Origin of the sequence: Cupriavidus necator A5-1 (assembly GCF_000744095.1) — a bacterium.
In the GTDB taxonomy this organism is placed as follows: Bacteria; Pseudomonadota; Gammaproteobacteria; order Burkholderiales; family Burkholderiaceae; genus Cupriavidus; species Cupriavidus necator_A.
Genome location: NZ_JQLI01000008.1, coordinates 1,566,857 through 1,587,157, shown reverse-complemented (window position 1 = coordinate 1,587,157; position 20,301 = coordinate 1,566,857). Strand labels below are relative to the sequence as shown.

19 protein-coding genes and 2 pseudogenes are annotated in these 20,301 nt (G+C 62.0%); 9 read left to right on the top strand and 12 right to left on the bottom strand.

Going from position 1 to position 20,301, the window contains the following annotated elements:
• Nucleotides 1-10: 10 nt before the first annotated feature.
• Nucleotides 11-1,060: an alpha/beta fold hydrolase gene (locus tag K307_RS31500; protein ID WP_230626192.1), complete on the top strand. Its 1,050-nt coding sequence runs from the start codon at nucleotides 11-13 to the stop codon at nucleotides 1,058-1,060.
• Nucleotides 1,061-1,727: 667 nt separating this feature from the next.
• Nucleotides 1,728-1,913, top strand: coding sequence for a 2Fe-2S iron-sulfur cluster binding domain-containing protein (locus K307_RS46680; protein WP_329955939.1), 186 nt, complete (start codon nucleotides 1,728-1,730; stop codon nucleotides 1,911-1,913).
• 342 nt (nucleotides 1,914-2,255) lie between these two features.
• Here the strand turns inward: K307_RS46680 and K307_RS31495 are convergent, their stop codons facing one another.
• From K307_RS31495 to K307_RS31475, 6 genes and pseudogenes are all read right to left on the bottom strand, one after another.
• Nucleotides 2,256-3,185: a 3-keto-5-aminohexanoate cleavage protein gene (locus K307_RS31495; RefSeq protein ID WP_042884873.1), complete on the bottom strand. Its 930-nt coding sequence runs from the start codon at nucleotides 3,183-3,185 to the stop codon at nucleotides 2,256-2,258.
• 70 nt (nucleotides 3,186-3,255) lie between these two features.
• Entirely contained in the window at nucleotides 3,256-3,402 is a 147-nt protein-coding gene (locus tag K307_RS48090; RefSeq protein ID WP_155301300.1) for a hypothetical protein, read from the bottom strand.
• Nucleotides 3,403-3,573: 171 nt separating this feature from the next.
• The gene (locus tag K307_RS31490; RefSeq protein WP_042884872.1) at nucleotides 3,574-4,476 is read right to left on the bottom strand and encodes a bile acid:sodium symporter family protein; all 903 of its coding nucleotides are present in this window, start codon (nucleotides 4,474-4,476) and stop codon (nucleotides 3,574-3,576) included.
• A 38-nt stretch (nucleotides 4,477-4,514) separates the two neighbouring features.
• A pseudogene (locus K307_RS31485) lies at nucleotides 4,515-5,119 on the bottom strand (HD domain-containing protein).
• A gap of 17 nt (nucleotides 5,120-5,136) precedes the next feature.
• The gene (locus K307_RS31480; RefSeq protein WP_042884871.1) at nucleotides 5,137-5,892 is read right to left on the bottom strand and encodes a class II aldolase/adducin family protein; all 756 of its coding nucleotides are present in this window, start codon (nucleotides 5,890-5,892) and stop codon (nucleotides 5,137-5,139) included.
• Between the two features lie 37 nt (nucleotides 5,893-5,929).
• On the bottom strand, nucleotides 5,930-6,931 hold the full coding sequence (locus tag K307_RS31475) for a 2-hydroxyacid dehydrogenase (protein WP_042884870.1): 1,002 nt from the start codon (nucleotides 6,929-6,931) through the stop codon (nucleotides 5,930-5,932).
• Between the two features lie 230 nt (nucleotides 6,932-7,161).
• Between K307_RS31475 and K307_RS31470 the strand changes: the two genes are divergently transcribed.
• Together K307_RS31470 and K307_RS31465 are read left to right on the top strand one after the other, a co-directional pair.
• On the top strand, nucleotides 7,162-8,136 hold the full coding sequence (locus K307_RS31470; RefSeq protein WP_230626374.1) for an AraC family transcriptional regulator: 975 nt from the start codon (nucleotides 7,162-7,164) through the stop codon (nucleotides 8,134-8,136).
• Between the two features lie 176 nt (nucleotides 8,137-8,312).
• Nucleotides 8,313-9,005 (top strand): annotated as a pseudogene (locus K307_RS31465) (C4-dicarboxylate ABC transporter substrate-binding protein); the annotation flags it as partial.
• A 473-nt stretch (nucleotides 9,006-9,478) separates the two neighbouring features.
• Here the strand turns inward: K307_RS31465 and K307_RS31460 are convergent.
• From K307_RS31460 to K307_RS31450, 3 genes are all read right to left on the bottom strand, one after another.
• Nucleotides 9,479-10,588 (bottom strand): IS5 family transposase, encoded by a 1,110-nt coding sequence (locus K307_RS31460; protein ID WP_042876962.1) that lies wholly within the window; start codon nucleotides 10,586-10,588, stop codon nucleotides 9,479-9,481.
• Between the two features lie 287 nt (nucleotides 10,589-10,875).
• Nucleotides 10,876-11,655: an SDR family oxidoreductase gene (locus K307_RS31455; RefSeq protein WP_042884868.1), complete on the bottom strand. Its 780-nt coding sequence runs from the start codon at nucleotides 11,653-11,655 to the stop codon at nucleotides 10,876-10,878.
• Complete coding sequence (locus K307_RS31450; RefSeq protein ID WP_230626190.1) at nucleotides 11,652-11,984, bottom strand: nuclear transport factor 2 family protein; 333 nt, start codon at nucleotides 11,982-11,984, stop codon at nucleotides 11,652-11,654. The genes K307_RS31455 and K307_RS31450 overlap by 4 nt, the downstream gene beginning before the upstream one ends.
• 90 nt (nucleotides 11,985-12,074) lie before the next feature.
• Here K307_RS31450 and K307_RS31445 point away from each other — a divergent pair, with 90 nt between their 5' ends.
• Together K307_RS31445 and K307_RS31440 are read left to right on the top strand one after the other, a co-directional pair.
• Nucleotides 12,075-12,437: a winged helix-turn-helix transcriptional regulator gene (locus tag K307_RS31445; protein ID WP_042884867.1), complete on the top strand. Its 363-nt coding sequence runs from the start codon at nucleotides 12,075-12,077 to the stop codon at nucleotides 12,435-12,437.
• A gap of 483 nt (nucleotides 12,438-12,920) precedes the next feature.
• Complete coding sequence (locus K307_RS31440; protein ID WP_042884865.1) at nucleotides 12,921-14,216, top strand: tetratricopeptide repeat protein; 1,296 nt, start codon at nucleotides 12,921-12,923, stop codon at nucleotides 14,214-14,216.
• Between the two features lie 164 nt (nucleotides 14,217-14,380).
• On the opposite strand, the gene K307_RS31435 is transcribed toward K307_RS31440, so the two are convergent.
• Nucleotides 14,381-14,905, bottom strand: coding sequence for an FAD-dependent monooxygenase (locus K307_RS31435; protein ID WP_051975234.1), 525 nt, complete (start codon nucleotides 14,903-14,905; stop codon nucleotides 14,381-14,383).
• A 94-nt stretch (nucleotides 14,906-14,999) separates the two neighbouring features.
• Nucleotides 15,000-16,028 carry an IS630 family transposase gene (locus tag K307_RS31430; protein WP_042884863.1) on the bottom strand — a complete coding sequence of 343 codons (1,029 nt, stop codon included), beginning with the start codon at nucleotides 16,026-16,028 and terminating at the stop codon, nucleotides 15,000-15,002.
• 456 nt (nucleotides 16,029-16,484) lie between these two features.
• On the opposite strand from K307_RS31430, the gene K307_RS31425 reads away from it, so the two are divergent.
• The 3 genes from K307_RS31425 to K307_RS31415 all read left to right on the top strand — a co-directional run bounded on the left by K307_RS31425 (nucleotide 16,485) and on the right by K307_RS31415 (nucleotide 18,939).
• Nucleotides 16,485-16,763 (top strand): hypothetical protein, encoded by a 279-nt coding sequence (locus K307_RS31425; RefSeq protein WP_042884861.1) that lies wholly within the window; start codon nucleotides 16,485-16,487, stop codon nucleotides 16,761-16,763.
• 77 nt (nucleotides 16,764-16,840) lie between these two features.
• On the top strand, nucleotides 16,841-17,857 hold the full coding sequence (locus K307_RS31420) for an SGNH/GDSL hydrolase family protein (RefSeq protein ID WP_042884860.1): 1,017 nt from the start codon (nucleotides 16,841-16,843) through the stop codon (nucleotides 17,855-17,857).
• Nucleotides 17,858-18,504: 647 nt separating this feature from the next.
• Nucleotides 18,505-18,939 (top strand): VOC family protein, encoded by a 435-nt coding sequence (locus K307_RS31415; RefSeq protein ID WP_042884858.1) that lies wholly within the window; start codon nucleotides 18,505-18,507, stop codon nucleotides 18,937-18,939.
• Between the two features lie 273 nt (nucleotides 18,940-19,212).
• Here the strand turns inward: K307_RS31415 and K307_RS31410 are convergent, their stop codons facing one another.
• Nucleotides 19,213-19,521, bottom strand: a complete 309-nt coding sequence (locus tag K307_RS31410) for a hypothetical protein (protein WP_155301299.1) — start codon at nucleotides 19,519-19,521, stop codon at nucleotides 19,213-19,215.
• Between the last annotated feature and the right edge of the window lie 780 nt (nucleotides 19,522-20,301).

Below are 20,301 nucleotides of genomic sequence, written 5' to 3'. Positions count from 1 at the left end.
GAGAAATACGTTGAATACTCCTGCCAAGTTCGCATTTGCCGGCGTCACGCTGGCCGTCCTGATGACGGCAGCGCTGCCTGGCGTGGCCTGGCCGCTCGATACGGCCCCGCCTGCATCGCACACCGCCCACAAGGCTGCGCCGATGCGTAAGGCCGATATCTCCGACGCCGCGCTGGTGAAATCGCTACCGGGCTTCCGCAATGGCAGCGCCGAAGTCAACGGCGTACGGCTGCACTACGTCGTCGGCGGCAAGGGCGATCCGCTGGTACTGCTGCCGGGCTGGCCGGAGACATGGTGGACGTTCCACAAGATCATGCCAACCCTTGCCGAACACCACACCGTCATTGCCGTGGACCTGCGCGGGATGGGCGGATCGTCCAAGCCCGCCGATGGATACGACAAGAAGACAATGGCGCGCGACATCCACGCGCTGGCGAAATCGCTTGGCTATGAAAAGGCCAGCGTCGCGGGCCACGACATCGGCTCGGCCGTGGCGTTCTCGTATGCCGCGAACTTCCCGCAGGCCACCGACCGGCTGGTGATGCTGGAGTTTCCGCATCCGGACGAAAGCCTGCTGACGTTCCAGTTGCTGCCTGCCCATGGCACCTTTGGCGACAAACTCGATTTCGCGCACCCGTACCTGTGGTGGTTTGCATTCAACCAGGTCCAGGGACTGCCGGAGAAGCTGCTTGCCGGACGCGTCCGGATCGAGCAGGACTGGCTGTTCAAGTACTTCCTTGTCGACGAGAACGCCATCGATGCCCGCGACCGCGCCGTGTATGAGCGCGCTTACAACAGTGCGGAAGCCATTCGCGCCAGCAACGGCTGGTATCAGACCTTCACGCAGGACATCGCCGACAGCAAGACATACGGGAAGCTGGAAGTGCCCGTTCTGGCGATGGGCGGTCCCGCCTACCGCTGGATGAGCAAGGTGATTCCGCCAAAGGCGTCCAACCTGACTACCGTGAACCTGGAAGGCACTGGCCACTTCGTCCACGAAGAACGTCCCGAGCTCGTCGCAAAAGCGATTACCGAATTCCTGGAGCGTGATCGTCAATAGGATTCGCCGACCCCGGTCACCAAGCGACAGCGCGCCGCCTGGGAGAAAAACCGGCAGGCGACGGCACCAAGCAGGCGAGGCGCTCGGACCTCGCGCCAGGCGCGAAGCCGGACCCCTATACTGACGGCGCTCGCGCTGGCAATCCTGACCCTTACACTGACGGCGCAAAGAGTTCCAAGTAGCCGCCGCTGCAACCCTTCGGCTGTAGGACGTTGGACATACAACCCCGCCGCGCTTGCGCGCTCGCGGGGCTTTTGTTACCGGTTTCCTATAGCACTTGCACTTCGCGCGCGCTCCCGACCGGTCCATTCCGGCACTATCCGGGCTTCCTACGGCCATTCGGTCCATCTCTGGCAAGACGGAGCCATCCCGCACAATGACCGATGTCGGCCCGCTAACGGACGTACTGTTTCGCAACGCTGAACGTCTCAATGGGTCGGGATGCGACGACCGGGTGAAGGTGAAACGTAGGTCGTTTTCCGGAGCATCAGCCGAAGGCCCGACCAGGCGGATCGCTAAAACGCTGTCGTCACCCCAACGCGCCCCAGCACCTGCGTACGCCCGCTGGAGAACAGGAGAACGGAGAATAGGGACAGAACTATTTCGGGACCGGAGAACAGGGACAGAACTATTTCAAGATCTAGAGCAGAAATAGATCCGTCCCCTTTTGCGCTGTCCCCTTTTGCGCTCGGCGTGTCGCGAGGGACTGTGCCGAAGCTGCGAATTCCCGCTGGCATCCGGGACACCCGATCATCGAGACTACGTGTTGAGCGAGGAGGAGCGAGTTGCGAACAAGTCGATCCTGATCTGCGTTTCACGCGCGAAGTGTGCGGAACTCGTTCTGGATGTGTGAGCACGGGCGGAAGCCAGGTGCGGCCGACCGATTCTCGGCGCCGCCGGTCCAGGCCGCGCAGCGCCGACGCGTGGTGCTGGCCGGTGCCACCTGGCTCACGGGCAGGGCTGGCCGAATTGCCGCCGTTCGGCCCGAGGGAGGCGACGACATTCGCGGAGTGTCAGTGAGTGTCCGGTCCGAGAAAGCCGCCATTCGCCACGATCGAGCGCCCCGAACATACGCTTGCCTGATAGCGATCTGTTCATCCATGACGAGGCGCCATTCCATCGCCGCCCGTCTTCGGGCGCAGGGAGCCAGGCAGGTCTGTCGTAGTCCGTGCTCAAGCCGTGATCTCCCACTACCTCAGCCGAGCAGTACTTTGTCCTTGCCTTTAAGGCCAAGCATCTGCCTCGCCTCGGCCGGGGTCGCGATCTCGAAGCCAAGCCTCTCCAGCACGTCGCGAATTCTCGAGACCTGTTCCGCGTTCGACTTTGCAAGCTGCCCAGCACCGACAGTCAGCGAGTCCTCGAGCCCCACGCGAACGTTCCCCCCCATCAAGGCCGCTTGCGTGACCAACGGCGTCTGATGGCGACCAGCACCCAGGACCGACCACTGGTAGCCATCGCCGAACAGCTTGTCGGCGATGCGCTTCATGTGCACCAGATTCTCGGTGTCGGCCCCGATGCCCCCGAGCACACCCAGGACAAACTGCAGGAACAGCGGGCCGGTCACGACGCCACGATCCACAAAGTGCTTCAGGTTGTAGAGGTGGCTGACGTCATAGCACTCAAACTCGAAGCGCGTTTGGTGAGCGTTGCCGAGCCGGTCAAGCACTTCCTCGATATCGGCGAACGTGTTGCGGAAAATGCTCCGCCGGGTTCCCTCGATGAAGTCCCGCTCCCACTCGTACTTGAATTCCTTCATTTTCTCCAGGACTGGATAAATGGCGAAGTTCATCGTCCCCATGTTGCACGACGCCATCTCTGCCGAGATATCCAACGCACCAGCAAGCCGCTGGTCCAGGGTCATCGAGAACGTGCCCCCCGAGGTGATGTTGATCACCGCGTCGGTCGACGCGTGTATCGGAGCAAGAAACTGACGATAAACCTCCGGCTCGAAGGCAGGACGGCCGTCGACGGGATTGCGTGCATGGAGGTGGAGAATTGCCGCGCCAGCCTTGGCCGCGTCGATGGCCTGCTGGGCAATTTCAGCCGGGGTCACCGGAAGATGCGGGGACATGGACGGTGTGTGAACCGAGCCAGTCACGGCGCAACTGATAATGACTTTACGCATGATTGATGTCTCTTTCTAAGAATGTATAAATAGCCGCCGCTCTCTACGAGGGCAGGCTCAATCGCAACAACTACGCCCCGGAATGACGCAAAGGGAGGGTCGGAATTTTGGCATCGCAGTCGATCGCGATCGCCTGTCCCGAGATGGCAGAGCCCAGGTCACCGCAGAGAAACGCAGCGAGGGCGGCGATTCCTTCCATATCGACGAGCTTCTTCACCGACTGAGACGCCAGCGCAAGATCGATCTCTGCCTCCCGGGTTCGGCCACTGGCGTCCGCCCGTGCTTTGATAGCTGGCGAGCCACAGTCTTTGCTTCATGTTGCTTTCAGTCTCCTGTCCCTTGTCACATCACGTCAGAATCTTGTCGTTTGCCGACAGCCGCGCGATTATCACTGCCGACTTGCCGGAAGCGCGCCCTTCGCGACCACAGCGCTACCGGCGCCCTTGCGCACCACCCACCAGCCGAACGCCGCCGCGGTGAAATACATCAACAGGCTGTAGACCGCAGCCGGCAGCGACATCGTGCCGTTCTTGAGCACGACCAGCGCCAGGTAGATTGCGAGCGCGCCGTTGTGGACGCCGATCTCGAACGCGATGGCGCGGTTCTGCCCTTCGGTCAGGCGGACAGTCTTGCCGATAAGGTAGCCAACCAGCAGGCTCGCCAGGTTGAAGACCAGGCACGCTGCGCCCACGATCCGGAAGTTGGTGGAGATCACAACCCATTCCTTCACCACGATCGACACGATCAGCAGCACCAGGATCAACGACGATGCGATCTTGACCGGCTTGTCCATCATTTTCGAGAAGCCCGGCAGCTTCGCATGGATGAACATGCCGATGGTCACCGGGGCGAGTACCATCACGATGACTTCTATCGTCTTCTGGAACTGCAGCGGGATGTAGGCCTGACCTTCCATGAACTGGCTGAGTGCGAAGTTGACGATGGTCGGGATCGTCACGATAGCCAGCACGCTGTTGATGGCCGTTAGCGAGATGTTCAGCGCAACGTCGCCCTTGAACAGATGCGAGAACAGGTTGGCCGTGGTGCCGCCTGGCGATGCGGCCAGCAGCATCAGGCCCACCGACAGCTCGGCCGAAAGTCCGAAGGCCTTGCAGATGAAGAAGCACAGTGCAGGCAGCAGCAGCGCCTGCGCCAGCAGCCCCATGGTGATGGCCTTGGGCTGGACGAGGATGCGCTTGAAATCTTCAAGGCGCAGGTGCAGGCCCAAGCCCAGCATGATGATGGCCAAGGCCACCGGGAGTGCGATCGTGGACAGCGCGTTATCTTGCATGAGTGTCTCCTGGGTATCGTTATGTAGCCGGGCCTGCGTTATCGAGCGGCCTGGTTCGTGTCCATCGCTGCCTTGTAGACACCGTTGCGCGGCCGGGCGAACACGCGGCGCACCATTGGCTCGAACTCGCTGATCGGCAGCGTTTCGCCGTGCGGGTCGAACGCGGGGTTGTCATACAGGGCGCAGAACTCCGCGGTGCGCTCGTAGCAAGGGTGGGCCTTGAAGTGGTCGCGCAGGTCGCGGTCCATGCCGAGGTGGTGGAAGAAGAAGTACCCCTGGAAGATGCCGTGGTGCTTGACCATCCAGTGGTTTTCCTCGCTCACGAACGGCTGCAGCAGCGTCGCGGCCACGTCGGGGTGGTTGAAAGTGCCCAGCGTGTCGCCGATGTCGTGGAGCAGGGCGCAGACCACGTATTCCTCGTCGAGGCCATCGCGCAAGGCTAGCGTGGCGGTCTGCAACGAGTGGTGTAGCGGTCCACCGGAAAGCCGCCGAATTCACCGTCGAGCAACTTCAGGTGGGCCAGGATGCGGTCGGGCAGGCCGGCCGCGAGCTGACGGAACTCGCCGGCGATGCTCTGCCAGTCTTCGCGAGTGCTTTGGTCCAGCCGCGTGAAGCGGCTGCTTTGAGTGGGGTTCACGCTCATCGTTGTCTCCCGAGTGCTCAGGTCCTGTAGCTGGGGTCGATCCGGTCCAGCTTGCGCAGCACTGCCGGCCAGGCGATCTGTGCACCCTCCCCGGAGGTACCCGTGCGGATCACTTCCTTTACGTCGCGCTGAATGTTCGGGTCGACGCGAATCAGCTCGCCGCCGGCCTGTGCCGAGATCTGGATCTGGCAGCAGGTCTCGAGGAAGTACATGGCCAGGAACGTCTCCGCCACGCTGGCGCCCACTGTCAGCAGGCCGTGGTTGCGCAGGATGAGGTAGTTGTTGTCGCCCAGATCGGCCTGGAGCCTGGGCTGCTCGTCGGGGCGCAGGGCAATGCCTTCATAGTCGTGGTACCCCAGGCTGTGCAACAACAGCGTGGATTGCTGGGAGATCGGCAGCAGGCCTTCGCGCTGGGCGCTCACTGCGACACCGGCGCGGGTGTGCGTATGCATCACGCATTGCACTTCGTGGCGCGCTTCGTGGACGCAACTGTGGATCATGAACCCGGCGGGGTTGACCGGAAACGACGACTCGTGGAGCTTGTTGCATTGCGCATCCACCTTGATCAGCGACGAAGCGGTGATCTCGTCGAACATCAGCCCGTAGGGATTGATCAGGAAGTGATGGTCCTTACCGGGCACCCGCGCACTGATGTGGGTGAAGACCAGGTCTGTCCAGCCGTAGAGGGCTGTCGCGCGGTAGAGCGCGGCGAGTTCGACGCGCAGTTGCCACTCTTCGGGGCTGGTGTGGGCTTGGAGCGAAGGGATGTTCATGTTGGGTCCAGACAGTTGAGTTGATGAGCAGTACACATCAGGATTGAGCCGGCGCCTGTGCCTCGGGGTTGAGGCAATTGGCCAACGGCGCGCCGCGCAGCGCACCAACCAGGTTCTGGAAAGCCTCGCGCGCCATTTGCCGGTGTGTCTCGTGCGTGGCAGCGCCGAGGTGAGGTGTCAGCACGACGTTGGGCAACGCCAGCAATTCGGGGTACACCTTCGGTTCCCCCTCGGTCACGTCGAGCCCGGCGGCGGCAATGCGGCCCTCGCGCAGGGCGGCGGCCAGGGCGGCGTCGTCGACGACGCCGCCGCGTGCGGTATTGACCAGCACGGCAGTCTTTTTCATCAACGACAGCTCGCGAGTGCCGACCAGGTGGTGCGTAGCGGGGCCATAGGGCACCTGCACCATCACCGCGTCGCTTTGGGTGAGCAGTTCGTCGAGCGGCAGCCAGCGCACGCCGAGCGCTGCTTCCTCCTGCTCGCTTACGGGCCGCCGGCTGTGGTAGCACACGTCCATGTCGAAGCCCCGGGCGCGCCGGGCCAGCAGCGCGCCGATGCGGCCGAGGCCGATGATGCCCATGCGCGTGTGGTGAACGTCCTGGCCGGGCAGCGGCGAGAGTTGCCCGACCCAGCGGCCGGCACGCACGAAGGCGTCCGCCTCCACGATGCGGCGCGAAGCTGCAAGCAGCAGGCCGAAGGCCATGTCGGCAGTGGCGGCGCACACCGCGCCGGGCGTGTGGGCCACCCGGATTCCGCGCGCGGTGCATGCCTGCAGGTCGATGTGGTCGAAGCCCGCGCTGATCGTGATGACGAGTCGCAGCCGCGGGCACGACGCGAGCAGCTTGGCATCGATGCAATCGCCGGGGATGACGAGCGCGCAGTCGGCATGCTCGAACAGCGGGGCCAGGTCGCCGCCTTCCTCGCGCTCGGCAGGCATACGGACCTCGCCGAGTTCGCGCAGGATCGCCAGCGAGGCGTCAGGGATACGCCGCGACAGGGCGATGAGGGGCTTGTATGCGGTGGTCGTGCCAGCGTTCATTTCAAGTCCTTTCCCGGGCGGGTCTGTTGAGGCCGGGTGACAGTGGCTTCGGAATGCATCGTTGCCTCCTTCGTGTAATGGATAGCGCTGGAGTGAGGACAACGATAGGCGCATTCCCACCCACTGGCTTGATTCTGCATGACAATTCCTTGATTCCATGCGACACTGCGAGGATGACAGTTCATCACAACCTCGTTCGTGCCGCGGCATTGGAGAGTTACTCGCCCTTGGTGCAGTCGCTCGGCGGAGATCCGCACGCGCTGCTCGCCAAGGCAGGCCTCGACGCGAGCTCGCTCGACGACCCGGATCGATACCTGCCCTATCGAAACGTGTTGCAGGCCGTCGAGATCGGCGCCATGGAGTTGGGCGTGCCCGACTTCGGACTGCGTCTTTCCGATGCGAAAGACCCCAGCTTTCTGGGCGTGCTATGGCTGGCCATCCAGTCGGCCCGCAGCGTTCGGGACGGCATGTTGATGGCGGCCCGGCACATGCACTACCATGCGCCGGGTATTGCCATTGAGGTGCGCGAGGCCCATGGGTCGTCGCACGAGCAGGTCGAATTGCGCTTTCTGCTGCCGGACCTGCCGCTGCTGCCTCAGGCAACCGAGCACGCAGTGAGCCATATCTGCAAGGTAGTTCGCGTACTGTCGGACGCGGAGGTCGGCCCCGCGGAGGTTCACTTCCGCCACGCGCAAGCGGGCAGCAACCGCCAGTACCGGGAACACCTGGGACTGGTCCCCTGCTTCCGGTCAACGTTCGACGGCATCCTGGTGGAATCGGTCGCGTGGCGCAGACGGCTTCCCCGACAGAACGATCAGCTCCAGGCCTTCGTGGAGCGCTACCTCGTCGCGGCGGCGCCGCGGGCAAAGGCTTCGCTGACCGAGCAGGTGCTGCAGACCTTGCGCACCCAGATGAGGCTGGCACCGGTCAACCTCGTGGTCGTCGCGCGCGTGCTGCGCCTGCATCCGCGCACCCTGCAACGACGGCTCCAGGAGGACGGGCAGACCTTCGAAATGCTCAAGGACACGGCGCGACGCGAACTCGCCGGCCAACTGCTCGCGCAAGCGGACATCGGTCTTTCACTGGTGGCGCAGTTGCTGGACTTCGCGGACCAGTCCGTGCTGACACGGGCCTGTCAGCGCTGGTTCGGGAAGCCACCGTCGGTTGTTCGTCGGGAGTCGCTGGCACGCAGCGCGGATCGCTGAGTTGCCTCGCGGGGCAGCCCTTCTTCCCGAAAGACGAATAGCCGCAAGTCGATCTGCGGACAATGCGGGTCCCGGGCGACGAGCCCAGTTTGCCCGAAACTCACCAGATATGGATGGATTTTGCCGGACGGGATGTTCGCCGCCTTCACGAGATGATCGCGTAGCGCCATCGGCCTGCGCAGGCGTTCGCCCAGGCGCAGAGGTTTCCCTCTCTCTCCAAGCTCACATTCCCGCGCTCATCGACCAGCATCGCCAAGGATCTTCCGCAGGCGGATGTCACGCTGCTGGCCGCCACGGCCCTGCTGGTCTCCAGACGCCCTCCACCCCGCCCTGGTCTACCTGTTGCTGGAGGCAACCAGGTCCGTGCATGGCGGCGAGGACTACTTCACGCGGCTGGGCATTTTCCCAACCTGAATACGAGCGAGTTTCCGATCTCGGACGAAAGCACGCGCTACTTCAAGTCCGGACGCCCCTTCCTGCAGCGCTACCTGCCTTTCTGGCTCGGCAGCTTCATCGAGCGGCGCCTGCTAATCCTGCTGCCCTTCATGGCTTTGCTGCTCGGCTTGCTGCAGGCATTGCCGCGCATGATGGAGGCGCGGTACAAGAACCGGCTTGTAGTCTGGTACCAGGAGATCAAGGCGCTGGAAGATGAAATCTGGAGAAACGGCGAGCCGACCATAGAACAGGTGGCGCAATGGCGCGACGAGATCGAGAACATCGATGCGCACGCCAGCCAGATACGGCTGCCGCAGCGCTACTTCCAGGATGTCTACGCCCTCAAGCAGGCGATCGGCGTCGTCCGAGACCGGATTTCCCAGGCAGCCGCGAAGGTAAAGGAGTCCCCGGGCGACCGAATCCCGGACCAATAGTGAGTCGTGCTGGTACCACATCCGCGGAGCAAAAGGCTGAATTCGTATGCGAGGGCGCTGTCTCATGTCAGCCTGAAGCGGTGAACCGCAAGCCCGGTCCGAACGGCTACTCCGGGGTCGCCTTCCGCCGGACCCGATAGGCAGAAGTCGGCCAGCTTGAGTCACTCAAACACGATTTTCGGCCGTCCGTTTCCGCCCCGAGAAGAGACGGTCGCCAATGATGCTTTGACCTTAGGCTCGCCGCCCCCTGCGGACGGTCGCGAACATGCCCTGTCTCGCCGATTTTTTCTTTTGGCTCTGCAATTCAACTCGCGCCATCCGACCTAACAGGCCGCTGAAGTACTCGCTGCAGACAGGGCAAAGCTTCCCCCTGCGCGACGCACATGCCTCGTATTTTTCATAATCCGGAAGCCGGGCGTCATTTCATCGATTTTCACGCGGTTTGATGCCCATTTTTGGCTTCCTTGCTCCCATTACAGGCCCTGCGGACGGACTTGTCCTAGCGATCGCATCCGCACGAGGTTGTAAGCGGCCATGCTAAGTACAAACATCTGGTCGACCTTCTTCAAGCCGCGCACCATCACCTGACGCATGCGCCCGACCGTCTTGACCCAGCCGAAGCCCTGTTCGATCAGCTTGCGCTTCTGCTGCGAGATGGCATAGCCGACGCTGCGGGCAATCTCATCGGGCACCGCCGAGCGTCGCCCTGAAGTGTTTTGCGCCACGTGCGGAGTCACCTTCATATCAAGGCAGGCTTGAACGAACTCCTCGGCGTCGTAGCCCTTGTCCGCGCCCACGGTAACTTCGACGCCCGGCTCGTTAGCGACCTGCCGGGCGTCGTTGAGCATGGCCTTCGCGGCCTCGCGCTCAGCATATCCGTCGGCTTGGGTCACCACCGCGCTTACCACCAGGCCGTGGCGGTTGTCGCTCAAGGTGTGACCCATATAGCGCAGCTCACTGGCGGTCTTGCCCTTGCGATAGAGCTTGGCGTCCGGATCAGTCTTGGACTGATGCGTCTCGTTGCTGCGCTTCTCTCCTTGGAAGCCGCCGGTGCCACCGCTGTCGCTGTCAGCGCCATCGCCGCCGTCCTTGCGTACGAAGCTCTTGTGGCCGGCCCAGGCCTTAATCATCGTGCCATCCACGCTGAAGTGCTCGCCCGACAGCAAGTTGCGCTTGTGCGCGATGGCCAGCACCTCGTTGAAGAACGTGATCACTGCATCGTGCTGGATCAGCCGTGCACGGTTCTTGGTGAACACCGTTGGCACCCAGACTGCGTCGTCCATCGACAGGCCGATGAACCATCGGAACAGCAAGTTGTACTGCGTTTGCTCCATCAGTTGGCGTTCAGACCGGATGCTATACAGAACCTGCAGCAGCATCGCGCGCAGCAGCTTCTCCGGCGCAATGCTCGGGCGTCCGCCCTTGATATCGGCTTCGTACATGCTTGCGAACAGCCGATTCATCTTCGCCAAGGCCTGGTTGACCATGGTGCGGATCGGGCGCAACGGATGCGATTGCGGCACGAAATCTTCGAGTCGCCGCATGGTGAACAGGCTTTCGGTGAAGGTGTCGGCGCCGCGCATGAATCTCGGATGGAGTGGTGTCCGGTAATCAACGCTTTGGCACGCTACCGCGCTGACTTCGGGCTAGGTATTTCAGCAGCCTGCTAAGCGGCCATTGCCAACCATTCCTAAGAAACCAACATAGGTGATGGAGTGTTCTAGGTGAAGCTTGACTTAGCGTAGGTCCTTGCCACTCGGTCCCGACGACTAACAGGGCATGATATGGCAGCGCAAACGAGGCGTGGTCGCGGCTATCCGGCTGCCTGCAGGAGCGATCGGCACCGAAGCGGCAGGGCAAGCGGCGCTGATCACGCAGTCGGAACAGTTCCTCCGTCGATAACGTACTCAGTGCCGGTGATTGCGCTGGCCCGCGCGGAGACGAGGAAACCAATGAGCTCGGCCACCTCCCGGGGCGAGCACGGCCGGCCGAGAGGAATGCCGCCGAGCGAATCCATGATGATCTTGCGGGCGCCTTCCGTATCGATGCCGTTCTGCCGGGCGATCTCAGCAACGAGACCCGCGGCGGCATCCGTCTCGACCCAGCCGGGGGAGACACGCACGACGCGAACGCCCTTCGGACTGACTTCCTTGGACAAGGCTTTGCTGTAGTTCGACAGGGCAGCCTTGGCGGCAGCATAAGCAATCGTGGCCTCCGGCAACGGTAACTGCCTCTGGATCGACGTGACGTGGATGATGACGCCCGAGCGCTGCGCGACCATCGAGGGCAAAAGCGCGCGATCGATGCGCACTGCCGGGAACAGGTTCAGGCTCAATGCCTTGTTCCATTCGTCGTCGTCGAGCACGCTGAAGCCACCCGCCGGCGCAGATGAGCCGCCCACGACGTGCACGATTATATCGACGCCGCCGAGCCGTTCGAGCACGGCGTCGACAATGGTTTTACAGCCCTCGGCCGTCGTGATGTCCGCTCCGATAAACCATCCTTCGGCAAGGTCATCGGGACGCGAACGCGCCGTCGTAACGACGTTCGCGCCCGCCCTGCAGAGGTGTGCGACAACGGCTTTGCCGACGCCTTTGGTGCCGCCCGTGACGAGCGCCCTAAGCCCCTGAAGTTCGAGTGCGTCGCTCATCGGCGGATCTCCAGAGACGCGATCTTGCCCCCGGTTAGGACGAACGTGTAGGTCAGCTCGACCGGGCTACCGGGGAAGGCGCCCGTGAGCCGTGCGTGCATCGTCACGGCGGCGCCGTCCTGGGACACGCCCAACGGCTCGACGCTGTACTGGTACTTGGTTTTGCTGTCTTTCTTCCAGGCCTGGATGGCGTCCAGCCCCTCGATCGTGCGGCCTTCGTCGCGCACGACGGCATCGGCAGTAAAGCAGTCCGCGAGAGAGGCGGTGTCGGTCGTGGCTTCCGCGTTCAGATAGGCATCCAGTGGCGGCGGCAGTGTCACATTCATCATGTGGTCCTTCCTGAACGTCAGCGTTCGCATGTCCCAATGATGGCGCTATAGTTACCACATCGCAAGAACGCACTAAAAAGTAAGCAGGCCTTGGCTAACCGAAAAAAGTACACCCCCGCGACCGCCGCAATCGATGTCGAAGCCGCATTCAAGCTGCTGGAAGGGCGCTGGAAGCTGGTGATCCTGTTTCACCTTTTCGGTGGCCAGGTGCAGCGCTTTTCGGACCTCGAGAGGCTGATCCCCGGCATCACGCAGAAGATGCTTGCCCAGCAGCTACGCCGCCTCGAAGAGGACGGCATCGTGACGCGTACGGTCTATCACCAGGTGCCGCCGAAGGTGGACTACCGCCTGACCGATTGGGGCCAGGCGCTGTGCCCGGCACTGGATGCGATTCTGAAATGGGCGGAGCGCCGCGAAGACTTTCCATCTGCTGCGTCGAGCGTGCGTGCCTGAGGCTAACAGGCCTGTTCTCCGGAACTCAAGTTTTGTGGGTCGCCGACGAGGTGCCCGCTGCAAGTCAACGGGCGCGTCCGCATCGGTTGGGGGCGCTCCCAACGTTTTTGGAATCACTCCGTCGTGTCGCGCTACGATGGACTGCGTTAGCGATCCGCCACGTTTTGTGATGGCCGACGAGCGGTGGGCCGAAGCGTCATGCGCGATCTTCTCATGTCGCTACGGAGCGGACAGTCGTAAATCCAGTTCGAGCGGCTCCATCGGGTCGGTCAGAGACAGCCGTGGCCTGGCGGTGGGCATCCGGCCGAGACCAGGTTGAGTCAGTCGATCCCAGACTTTCGATGACCGAGTTGGCCGAACAAGAGACGTTGGCGGAGCGGCGGCGGAACGTCACGTGCACTATAAATAACGGACACGGCCAACGCCGGGCGCGCCGGCCCACTTCAAAATGTGTACTAATCGCCCTGCTCACGGGAGTGTGCCGTGCTGGAAGACCGATATGGATTGCCGCTGTCGACCCCGTCGCAGGCGGCACGCGACGCCTACGTGGCTGGCGTCGACAGTGTGATCTCCGGCGTGGCTGGATACCGGGAGTATCTGGCCGCGGCCCTGAAGGCCGACCCTGCCTTTGCCCTTGCACACATCGCGTTGGCACGGGGCATGTTTCTCGATGCCGACGTGCTACCCGCCCGTGGGCTGGCCGCAAAGGCGCGGCAAATGGTGGCATCCGCCACGCCGCGTGAGCAAAGCCACGTGAGCGTGGTGGCGCTCGGCGTGGAAGGCAGGCCTGTGCAGGCGATGCAGGCGATGCACGAACACCTCAAGACCTGGCCGCGAGACGCAATGGTGCTGGCCCCTGCCACCAGCGTGTTCGGCCTGTATGGTTTCAGCGGCGACCCGGATCACGAGGAACAACTCTATCAACTGCTGGCATCGCTTGCGCCTGCCTATGGCCGCGACTGGTGGTTTGAGACAGTGTACGGATTTGCCGCCTGCGAGACAGGCCGGCTCGACGAGGCATGGACACTAATTGAGCGCGCCCTCGCCGCCAATCCCAGCCATGCCCACGCAGCCCATTTCCGCGTGCACGTGATGTACGAACGAGGCGAGTCGGCAGAGATCGTCGATTTTCTCGAAGGCTGGATGCCGCAGCACGACAAGCGCAGCCTGACCCATTGCCATCTGTCTTGGCACGTGGCGCTGGCGGCGTTGGCTGTGGGTCGCCTGGAACGCGCATGGGACGCCTACCGTACCAGCGTTTGCCCGGGCGGCGCGTGGGGGCCGCCCATCAACGTGGTCACCGATTCGGCGTCGTTCCTCTGGCGCGCGGAACTTGCAGGCCACCCTCGCGATGCCACGGCATGGGGCGTGGTGCACGATCACGCGCTGCGCTGCTTCCCCAAGGCCGGGCTGGGCTATGCGGATGTGCATGCTCTGATTGCGTGCATAGTTGAGGAAGACTTCGAAGCGCTTCAGACGCGATTGGCGGAGATCCGCGATAAGCTCGCTGTGAACAAATACCCCGCCAGCGACGTGGTGATCGGCATCGCCGAAGGCTTTGCCGCTTATGCGGCAGAAGATTGGGACAGGGCGATTCACGCACTAGAGCTGGCATTGCCCGAGACCGTCCGCATCGGCGGTAGCCGCGCGCAGCGCGACCTCGTAGAACTGACGCTGGTTGCCGCTTATATCAAGGACGGACGGCCCGATGCCGCGCGGGCGCTGATCGACCGCCGGCCCGTGCGGCGCGCTGCCGTGGGCGTGGCCGGATACCACTAGTCAGCTGTCCGGGGAAGTCCATGGCCGACACTGACATCAGTGTGGGTTCTGTGCTTGCGAGCGCGGACTATGGTGGCACGAGAAGAGCCGCGCAATGAGCGAGAGGCGCAATGCGCAATACTGCCGCTGTCGTGGTAGCCAGCTCTGGCGGGTTGGGTGCACGTTCATGCCCCGGGTCCATGCAGCCCGAAGATCAACTCGGGGTCGCCTGCAACCCAATTGCCGTCCACCTGCGAGCGACGGCCGATGCGCCGCGTGCGTTCGAGCAGTTGCTGTCCAAGTGCAAGTTGCCGCGGCTCCCAATCGGCCAGCGCAGCCACCACGTCCCCGTGACGCTTCAAGGCGCCCGCCAGGGCCCAGGCATCGGCTGCTGCCTTGGCGGTTCCGGCCGCTGCATGCGGCCTGACCACGAAAGCCGCGTCTCCGATCAGGCAGACGCGGTCAAAGGCCATTTGTGGCACCTCAACATCGTAAATAACCTGCAGAAATGGCTGCGCGGCGCCGCACACGACCAAGCCTGCGCGCTGAACCAGATAGCGGGCTGCGTCGGGCAGGAAGCCGATGCCAGCGCCACGCTGGACCAACTCGGCGGGCGAGCGCTCGTAGACATCGACCTGGATGCCAAGATCGCGCAGCAGCAGTGCGGCTGTCAATCCACCGAGCGAACCGCCGATAATGGCAGCGCGCATGCTGGCTCCCAGTCAATACTTGCCAAGGCGGGTGGCCGGCTGCAAGCAAATTGGTGACCAACCGACCTTTATATTCACAACGATTATCACTTACTCATAAGTCAGAAATATAGCGCACAGATGGGTGCCTGAAGAACGAGCGCACGAGCTTCGGGTTGCGTCTAATTTGTGCAAGCTGCTCATGAATTCGCGGGCCCAGCTTTTCGCCTTTTTGCAAAGGGGAGCGCGCGACGCCGCTGCGCTTGACGTGACTCCACACTAACTCATCCGGATTGAGGTCCGGTGCGTAACCGGGCAGGAAATGCAAGGTCAGTTTGCCCTGCATACTGGCAACGTAGTCCTTGACGATGGCTTTCTTATGCGCTGGCAATCCGTCGACGATCAGATGTACCGCCTTCTTTCGATTGAACATCAGCTTCTTGAGCAGCGTGACGAACAACTCACCGCTGAGCCCGCCTTCGTACGTTGCAAACCAGAAGGCACCCTTCGAATTGACGGCGGACGCCGCGCTCATGCTTTGCCGCTGGCCCGGCCGCTCGACTACGGGTGTTTCGCCGCGCGGCGCCCAGGTCTTGCCATGCACCGAGTCAGCTCGAAAGCCCGATTCGTCCCAGAAGAAGATATCCGCCTTCTGCTCACGAGCCTGCCTGGCAATGGCCGGATACGTGTCGTGCCGCCAGCGATCGATTGCCTCCGGATCGCGTTGGTAAGCGCGCTGCAGCGGCTTTTGCGGCGTCAGGTTCAGGCGTGCCAGCATTGCGCCGATCGAGGCCAGACTCAGCGTCACGCCGAACTTTTGCTGCACCAGTTCGCGAACCAGGTTGCGCGTCCACAGCCCGAAATCGAACCCGTACTGCATCGGATTCTTGCCGTTGATCCATCGCAGCACCCGCTGCTCCTGCGCGGGCGTGAGCGTGCGCGGGCGACCCGTGCCTTTGGTCGAGCGCAGCGCCCGTACACCACGGCCGCGCGCCTGGGCGCGAATCTTGTACGCCCACGACCGATTCATCCCAAGCGATGCCGCGACATCATCCGGATGCTCCCCCTCGGCCATGCGTTGCACCGCCAGGATGCGCATTTCTTCAAGCGTGTTGTGAGCCAGGCTGCGACCGTCCCGTTTCATGAGCGCTCCCTTCAATGACTTTCGCTCAAGCATAGACCATTTGTCCGCTAAGTTCCTGACTTATGAGTAAGACTCACCGGCAACTCATTGAAGGCTACAAGTTTAAATGCTAGTACATGCTGAAGTGAGGCGCCACGTCTGGACCGACAAGGGTTGCGGAAGTTCGACGCAGAGTCGGGGGAGTGCCTGACGCGGGCGAGGACGAACTTCCTGTTCAGGAGGGGACATTCCAGCGAGTTTCAGAATTCGGCCGCACCTGGACCGTCACGTCGCTCGCTGCACTTGCCCGGGTGTACCTTCTATTCTTGGGAAGAACAGCGGTATATGCTTTCTGGGCCGGTGTCTTGCAACTGACGTCAGTCTTGCACGGTGACTTCCTGGTAACCGGCAGAGTTCCTCGTTCACTTCAAGCCGATGCGCTCCTGGCAGGCATTTTGGTTTCAAGGAGGCTTCTCCATGAGTGACGATCATTCTTCAGCACTCGAATACCGCAGAGCGATCCAATTCCACGAGGCAAGGAAGAGCCTGCCGGCTCAAGCATCTGCGACGTTCGACCAACTGCTTGACGCTTTCGGCGGTCCGATGTCAGATGCGGGCATCGCGCCCGCAACGGTCATCGAGCGCCTCGCAAGGGCCGCGGAGCCTGGCCTGATAGGCAACACTGGAGTGAAAGTTTACTTCTTTGCGGGAGGCCGGCTGTCTCAGGCGGCGTTGGATCGGCTCGAGAAGGAGTAGGCGCAAGAACGTTATGCAGGCTGGCTATAAGCCGGCCACGTCAGCGCAGCTACCCGGTCGACCAGCGGGGAGGAGCTATGCAAGGGATCAATGACAAGGTATGTGCTGCAATTTCTGCCATGCTGATTTCACTGCTTACCGCATGCGGCGGGGGCGGCACGAGTAATGGCAGTGGCGCGGCCACCCCGGCGAGCGGCATTCATCTGCAAATTGTCTCGTTCGGCGACAGCCTGTCGGACGTCGGAACCTATGCCCCGATCGCGAGCGCGGTGGGCGGGGGGCGTTTCACGACCAATCCGGGGCAAGTGTGGACTCAGGATGTCGCGCAATACTACGGCGATACGCTAAGCGCGGCGTTTACGATCGACAGCACTCATAAATTGAGTGCGCAAAGCGGCCTTGGCTATGCGGAGGGCGGCGCCACGGTCGCGACGCAGGCAAACCTGTACGACTTTCTTGCCGACTTGATCGGCAATATCGAAATGCCCGTCAATCAACAGGTTTCGAGCTATTTGGCCACTCACGGGAGCTTCAACTCCAATCAACTGGTGCTGGTCTGGGCTGGCTCGAACGACGTGCTTCGCGCCGGGGCGCTGCCGCCCGCGGCGCAGACCGTGCAGACTGCGGCAACCACCCTGGCTCAAATCGTCGGACAAATCGTCCAGAACGGCGCCACTCATGTCGTGGTGGTCAATGCTCCGAATATCGGGCTATCGCCCAAAGGCATCGCCTCGCCCGACGGCGGGGCAAACCTGACCCAATTATCGCAAATCTTCAACGATAGTTTGAACGCTGCCTTGCAGGCCAATGGCCTGCAAGGCAAGGTTATCCAGATCGATTCTTACACTTGGATGAACCAGATCATCGCGAACTTTCAGGCCAATGGGTTCGCCGTGTCCAATACCAGCGTCGCCTGCGACCCCACGAAAACGCCCCGTGCCACGGCATTGCTGTGCTCGCCGAGTACCTATGCGACGGCCAATGCCGATCAGAGGTACCTGTTCGCCGACGACCTTCATCCGACTACCCGTCTGCATGCACTTTTCGCCCAGTTCGTGGAACAGCAAATCGCTAAGAGCGGTCTCGGTCACTGAGCCTGGCAAAATGATGGCTCGCTACCAGAATCGTCGGGTTCTCGCCGTATTCCGTCCGACCCCGTCTTGCAAACGCGTGATTTCTAGCTGATTTTCGGAGATACCGGGTCATGCGGTAACGGGGTGACGAAGGATGCATGGGATGAAGTTGCCATGCGTCGGCATCTTAGCGTTCATGTTCGTTCTGTGCGAGCAGGACCCACAGCATGCGGCGTGCTTGTTGGCAATCGCAATCACCCCCCTTGCGTTCATGGAGTTGCCTGAACCATTGTTGCATCGTGCAGGCGGTCGGCACGCAACACCGACTACAACGTGCGTCGGCGCCCTGAACGAGGAGCGTGAGTTGGAAGAGGTTGCCGCGCAGGCTGATATGTCCGGGCCGCGTCCTGCCGCCGAACAATTGTCGCGAGAACGACCGTTGGACCTTTGGAAGTCGCCATTCAGCTTGCGCCAGTCCCAATGGCCGGAGAGGGTCGACAAAGGCCCACCGGCCGGCAACTGGCGGAAGTCGCTTGCCGACCAAAAGCAGCCAGCCGCCAAGGGCAGCTCTCGGGTAGGCTGTTTCCTCGGTACAATCATCCGCCCGGCTCGATCTAGACGCCAATTCCCCCAAATACGCGACACCGTTGAAAGAGGGACCGAAGGACATGACAGTCAAGCGAATGGACAACGTCCTGATAGTTGTCGACGATCTCGAAGCGGTGAAGGCGTTCTTTATCGAGTTGGGCCTCGAGCTTGAGGGCCAAACCACGGTTGAAGGGCCTTCTGTCGGGAGCCTCATAGGGCTTGGAGACGTCCGAGCCACCCTCGCGATGCTGCGGACTCCGGATGGGCAGGGAATTGAACTGGACAAATTCCACACACCAAACGCAGTCAGGTTTGGGCCCGTGGACGCGCCAGTGAACGCCTTAGGTCTTCGTCGCATCATGTTTGCCGTCGATGACATCGATGCTGTCGTTGCGCGGATGCTGGCCCATGGCGCAGAACTCATTGGCCAGATGCAGTACGAGAAATCGTACCGGCTCGCCTATATTCGTGGGCCTGAGGGCATCATCGTCGGGCTTGCCGAGCAACTCGGCTAAGGGCGGGCGGCTCGCTCGCGCGCACGACAATCACCGCGCAGGCAGGCAGCCGCCTAACCCCTTGTATGCCGGCTTTCCGGCCGTCTGGCGAGCCGGAACGAAGTTCGCCTTTGGGTCGGGAATGGCCATCGACCGGTCCGTCGCTGGTAAGCGAGCAAGACTGAATCTCGCCAGGCCTAGAGATAGACGGGAATCGCTGGCTGATGGGATTGTCAAGCAATGCGCCAGCGAAAAGGTCTCTGTTACCAGCAGAGCGTCTCGCGTTCGTCAGAATCAAGATGCCGCCGACTGCAAGAGTTCCTCGACGCCAAGCTGCTCTTTCCTCCGGCTTTGGCTAGTTTTGTTGACGTAGCCCTCCGGAGCGCACTCGCTGGGCGAAACGCCTTGGTTGCGAAGGTGGGCCGCGACCACCTCACACCATTTGAGCAACTGGTGCTTGTCAATATCCGCGACCACGTCTTCACCGAAAAGATTCGAAAGCTCAAGCGCGACTCCTGAAAATGCGGCGCCGTCATCTCGAATGGTCAATACCCCGTCGCCATCGTGGTCGCACATCTCAATCCTTGCGGCAGACATATCCATTACCTCCTGAAGCTTCGTAACGGTCACTTGACTCGTAACCGGCATAGCAGGCGCTCCCTGCCTTGTCGGTCTCTTGGCCAGCGTATCTATGCTAGAAGATCGGCTTCCCTTCCACCAAGGTGAGTAACGGGCCCGGGGCCACCGTCCTTGACGGCCGGGACGATTTACTGTCAGCGTAGCAGGGAGCTGCACCGGTGGATGGCCGAGTCGGCGGATTCTCTCCCGTTCGCTCAGGAGTTAGCAATGGCGGTTGCCGGCCCAAGCGCCACCACTGCGTCATGGACATTGGCTGCCACTACGCGAGCATTGAAATCTCCGGTCCGCCGGTGAAAAATTGGTTCAGCCACTTGGGGAGAAATGTCAGCGAGTGCGTGTGGCCAGCGGTTATCCGGATGGAGCGCCCTGACATCTTGGCTTCCTGGCTCAACTCTGCACGGAGGCTGGTCATCAGGGTGATGATTGCAGCCGCACACTGGTCGACGCGCAGCGATCCGGCGAACCCAATGGCTGCAATACTGCGGATTCAACCGGTCGACGCAACGATTTGCGGGGAAGTCGTACAGAATGGCCCCCTTCTGCTCGCAATGGCAGCATCCCACGATCGCGGTAGGAATGCCCATTACTGAGCACCCCCCGCACCGTCCGGGCTTCGGCAAGGTGTTTGAGGCGGGCAAAATGACGCTGGGGTTCATCGTGCCAATACGGATGACTGGATCTGGCACGACCCTGATGCGCAACTGTTTAGCGAGCACGCCGCGCGCTGGCGGACTGCGACCGCTG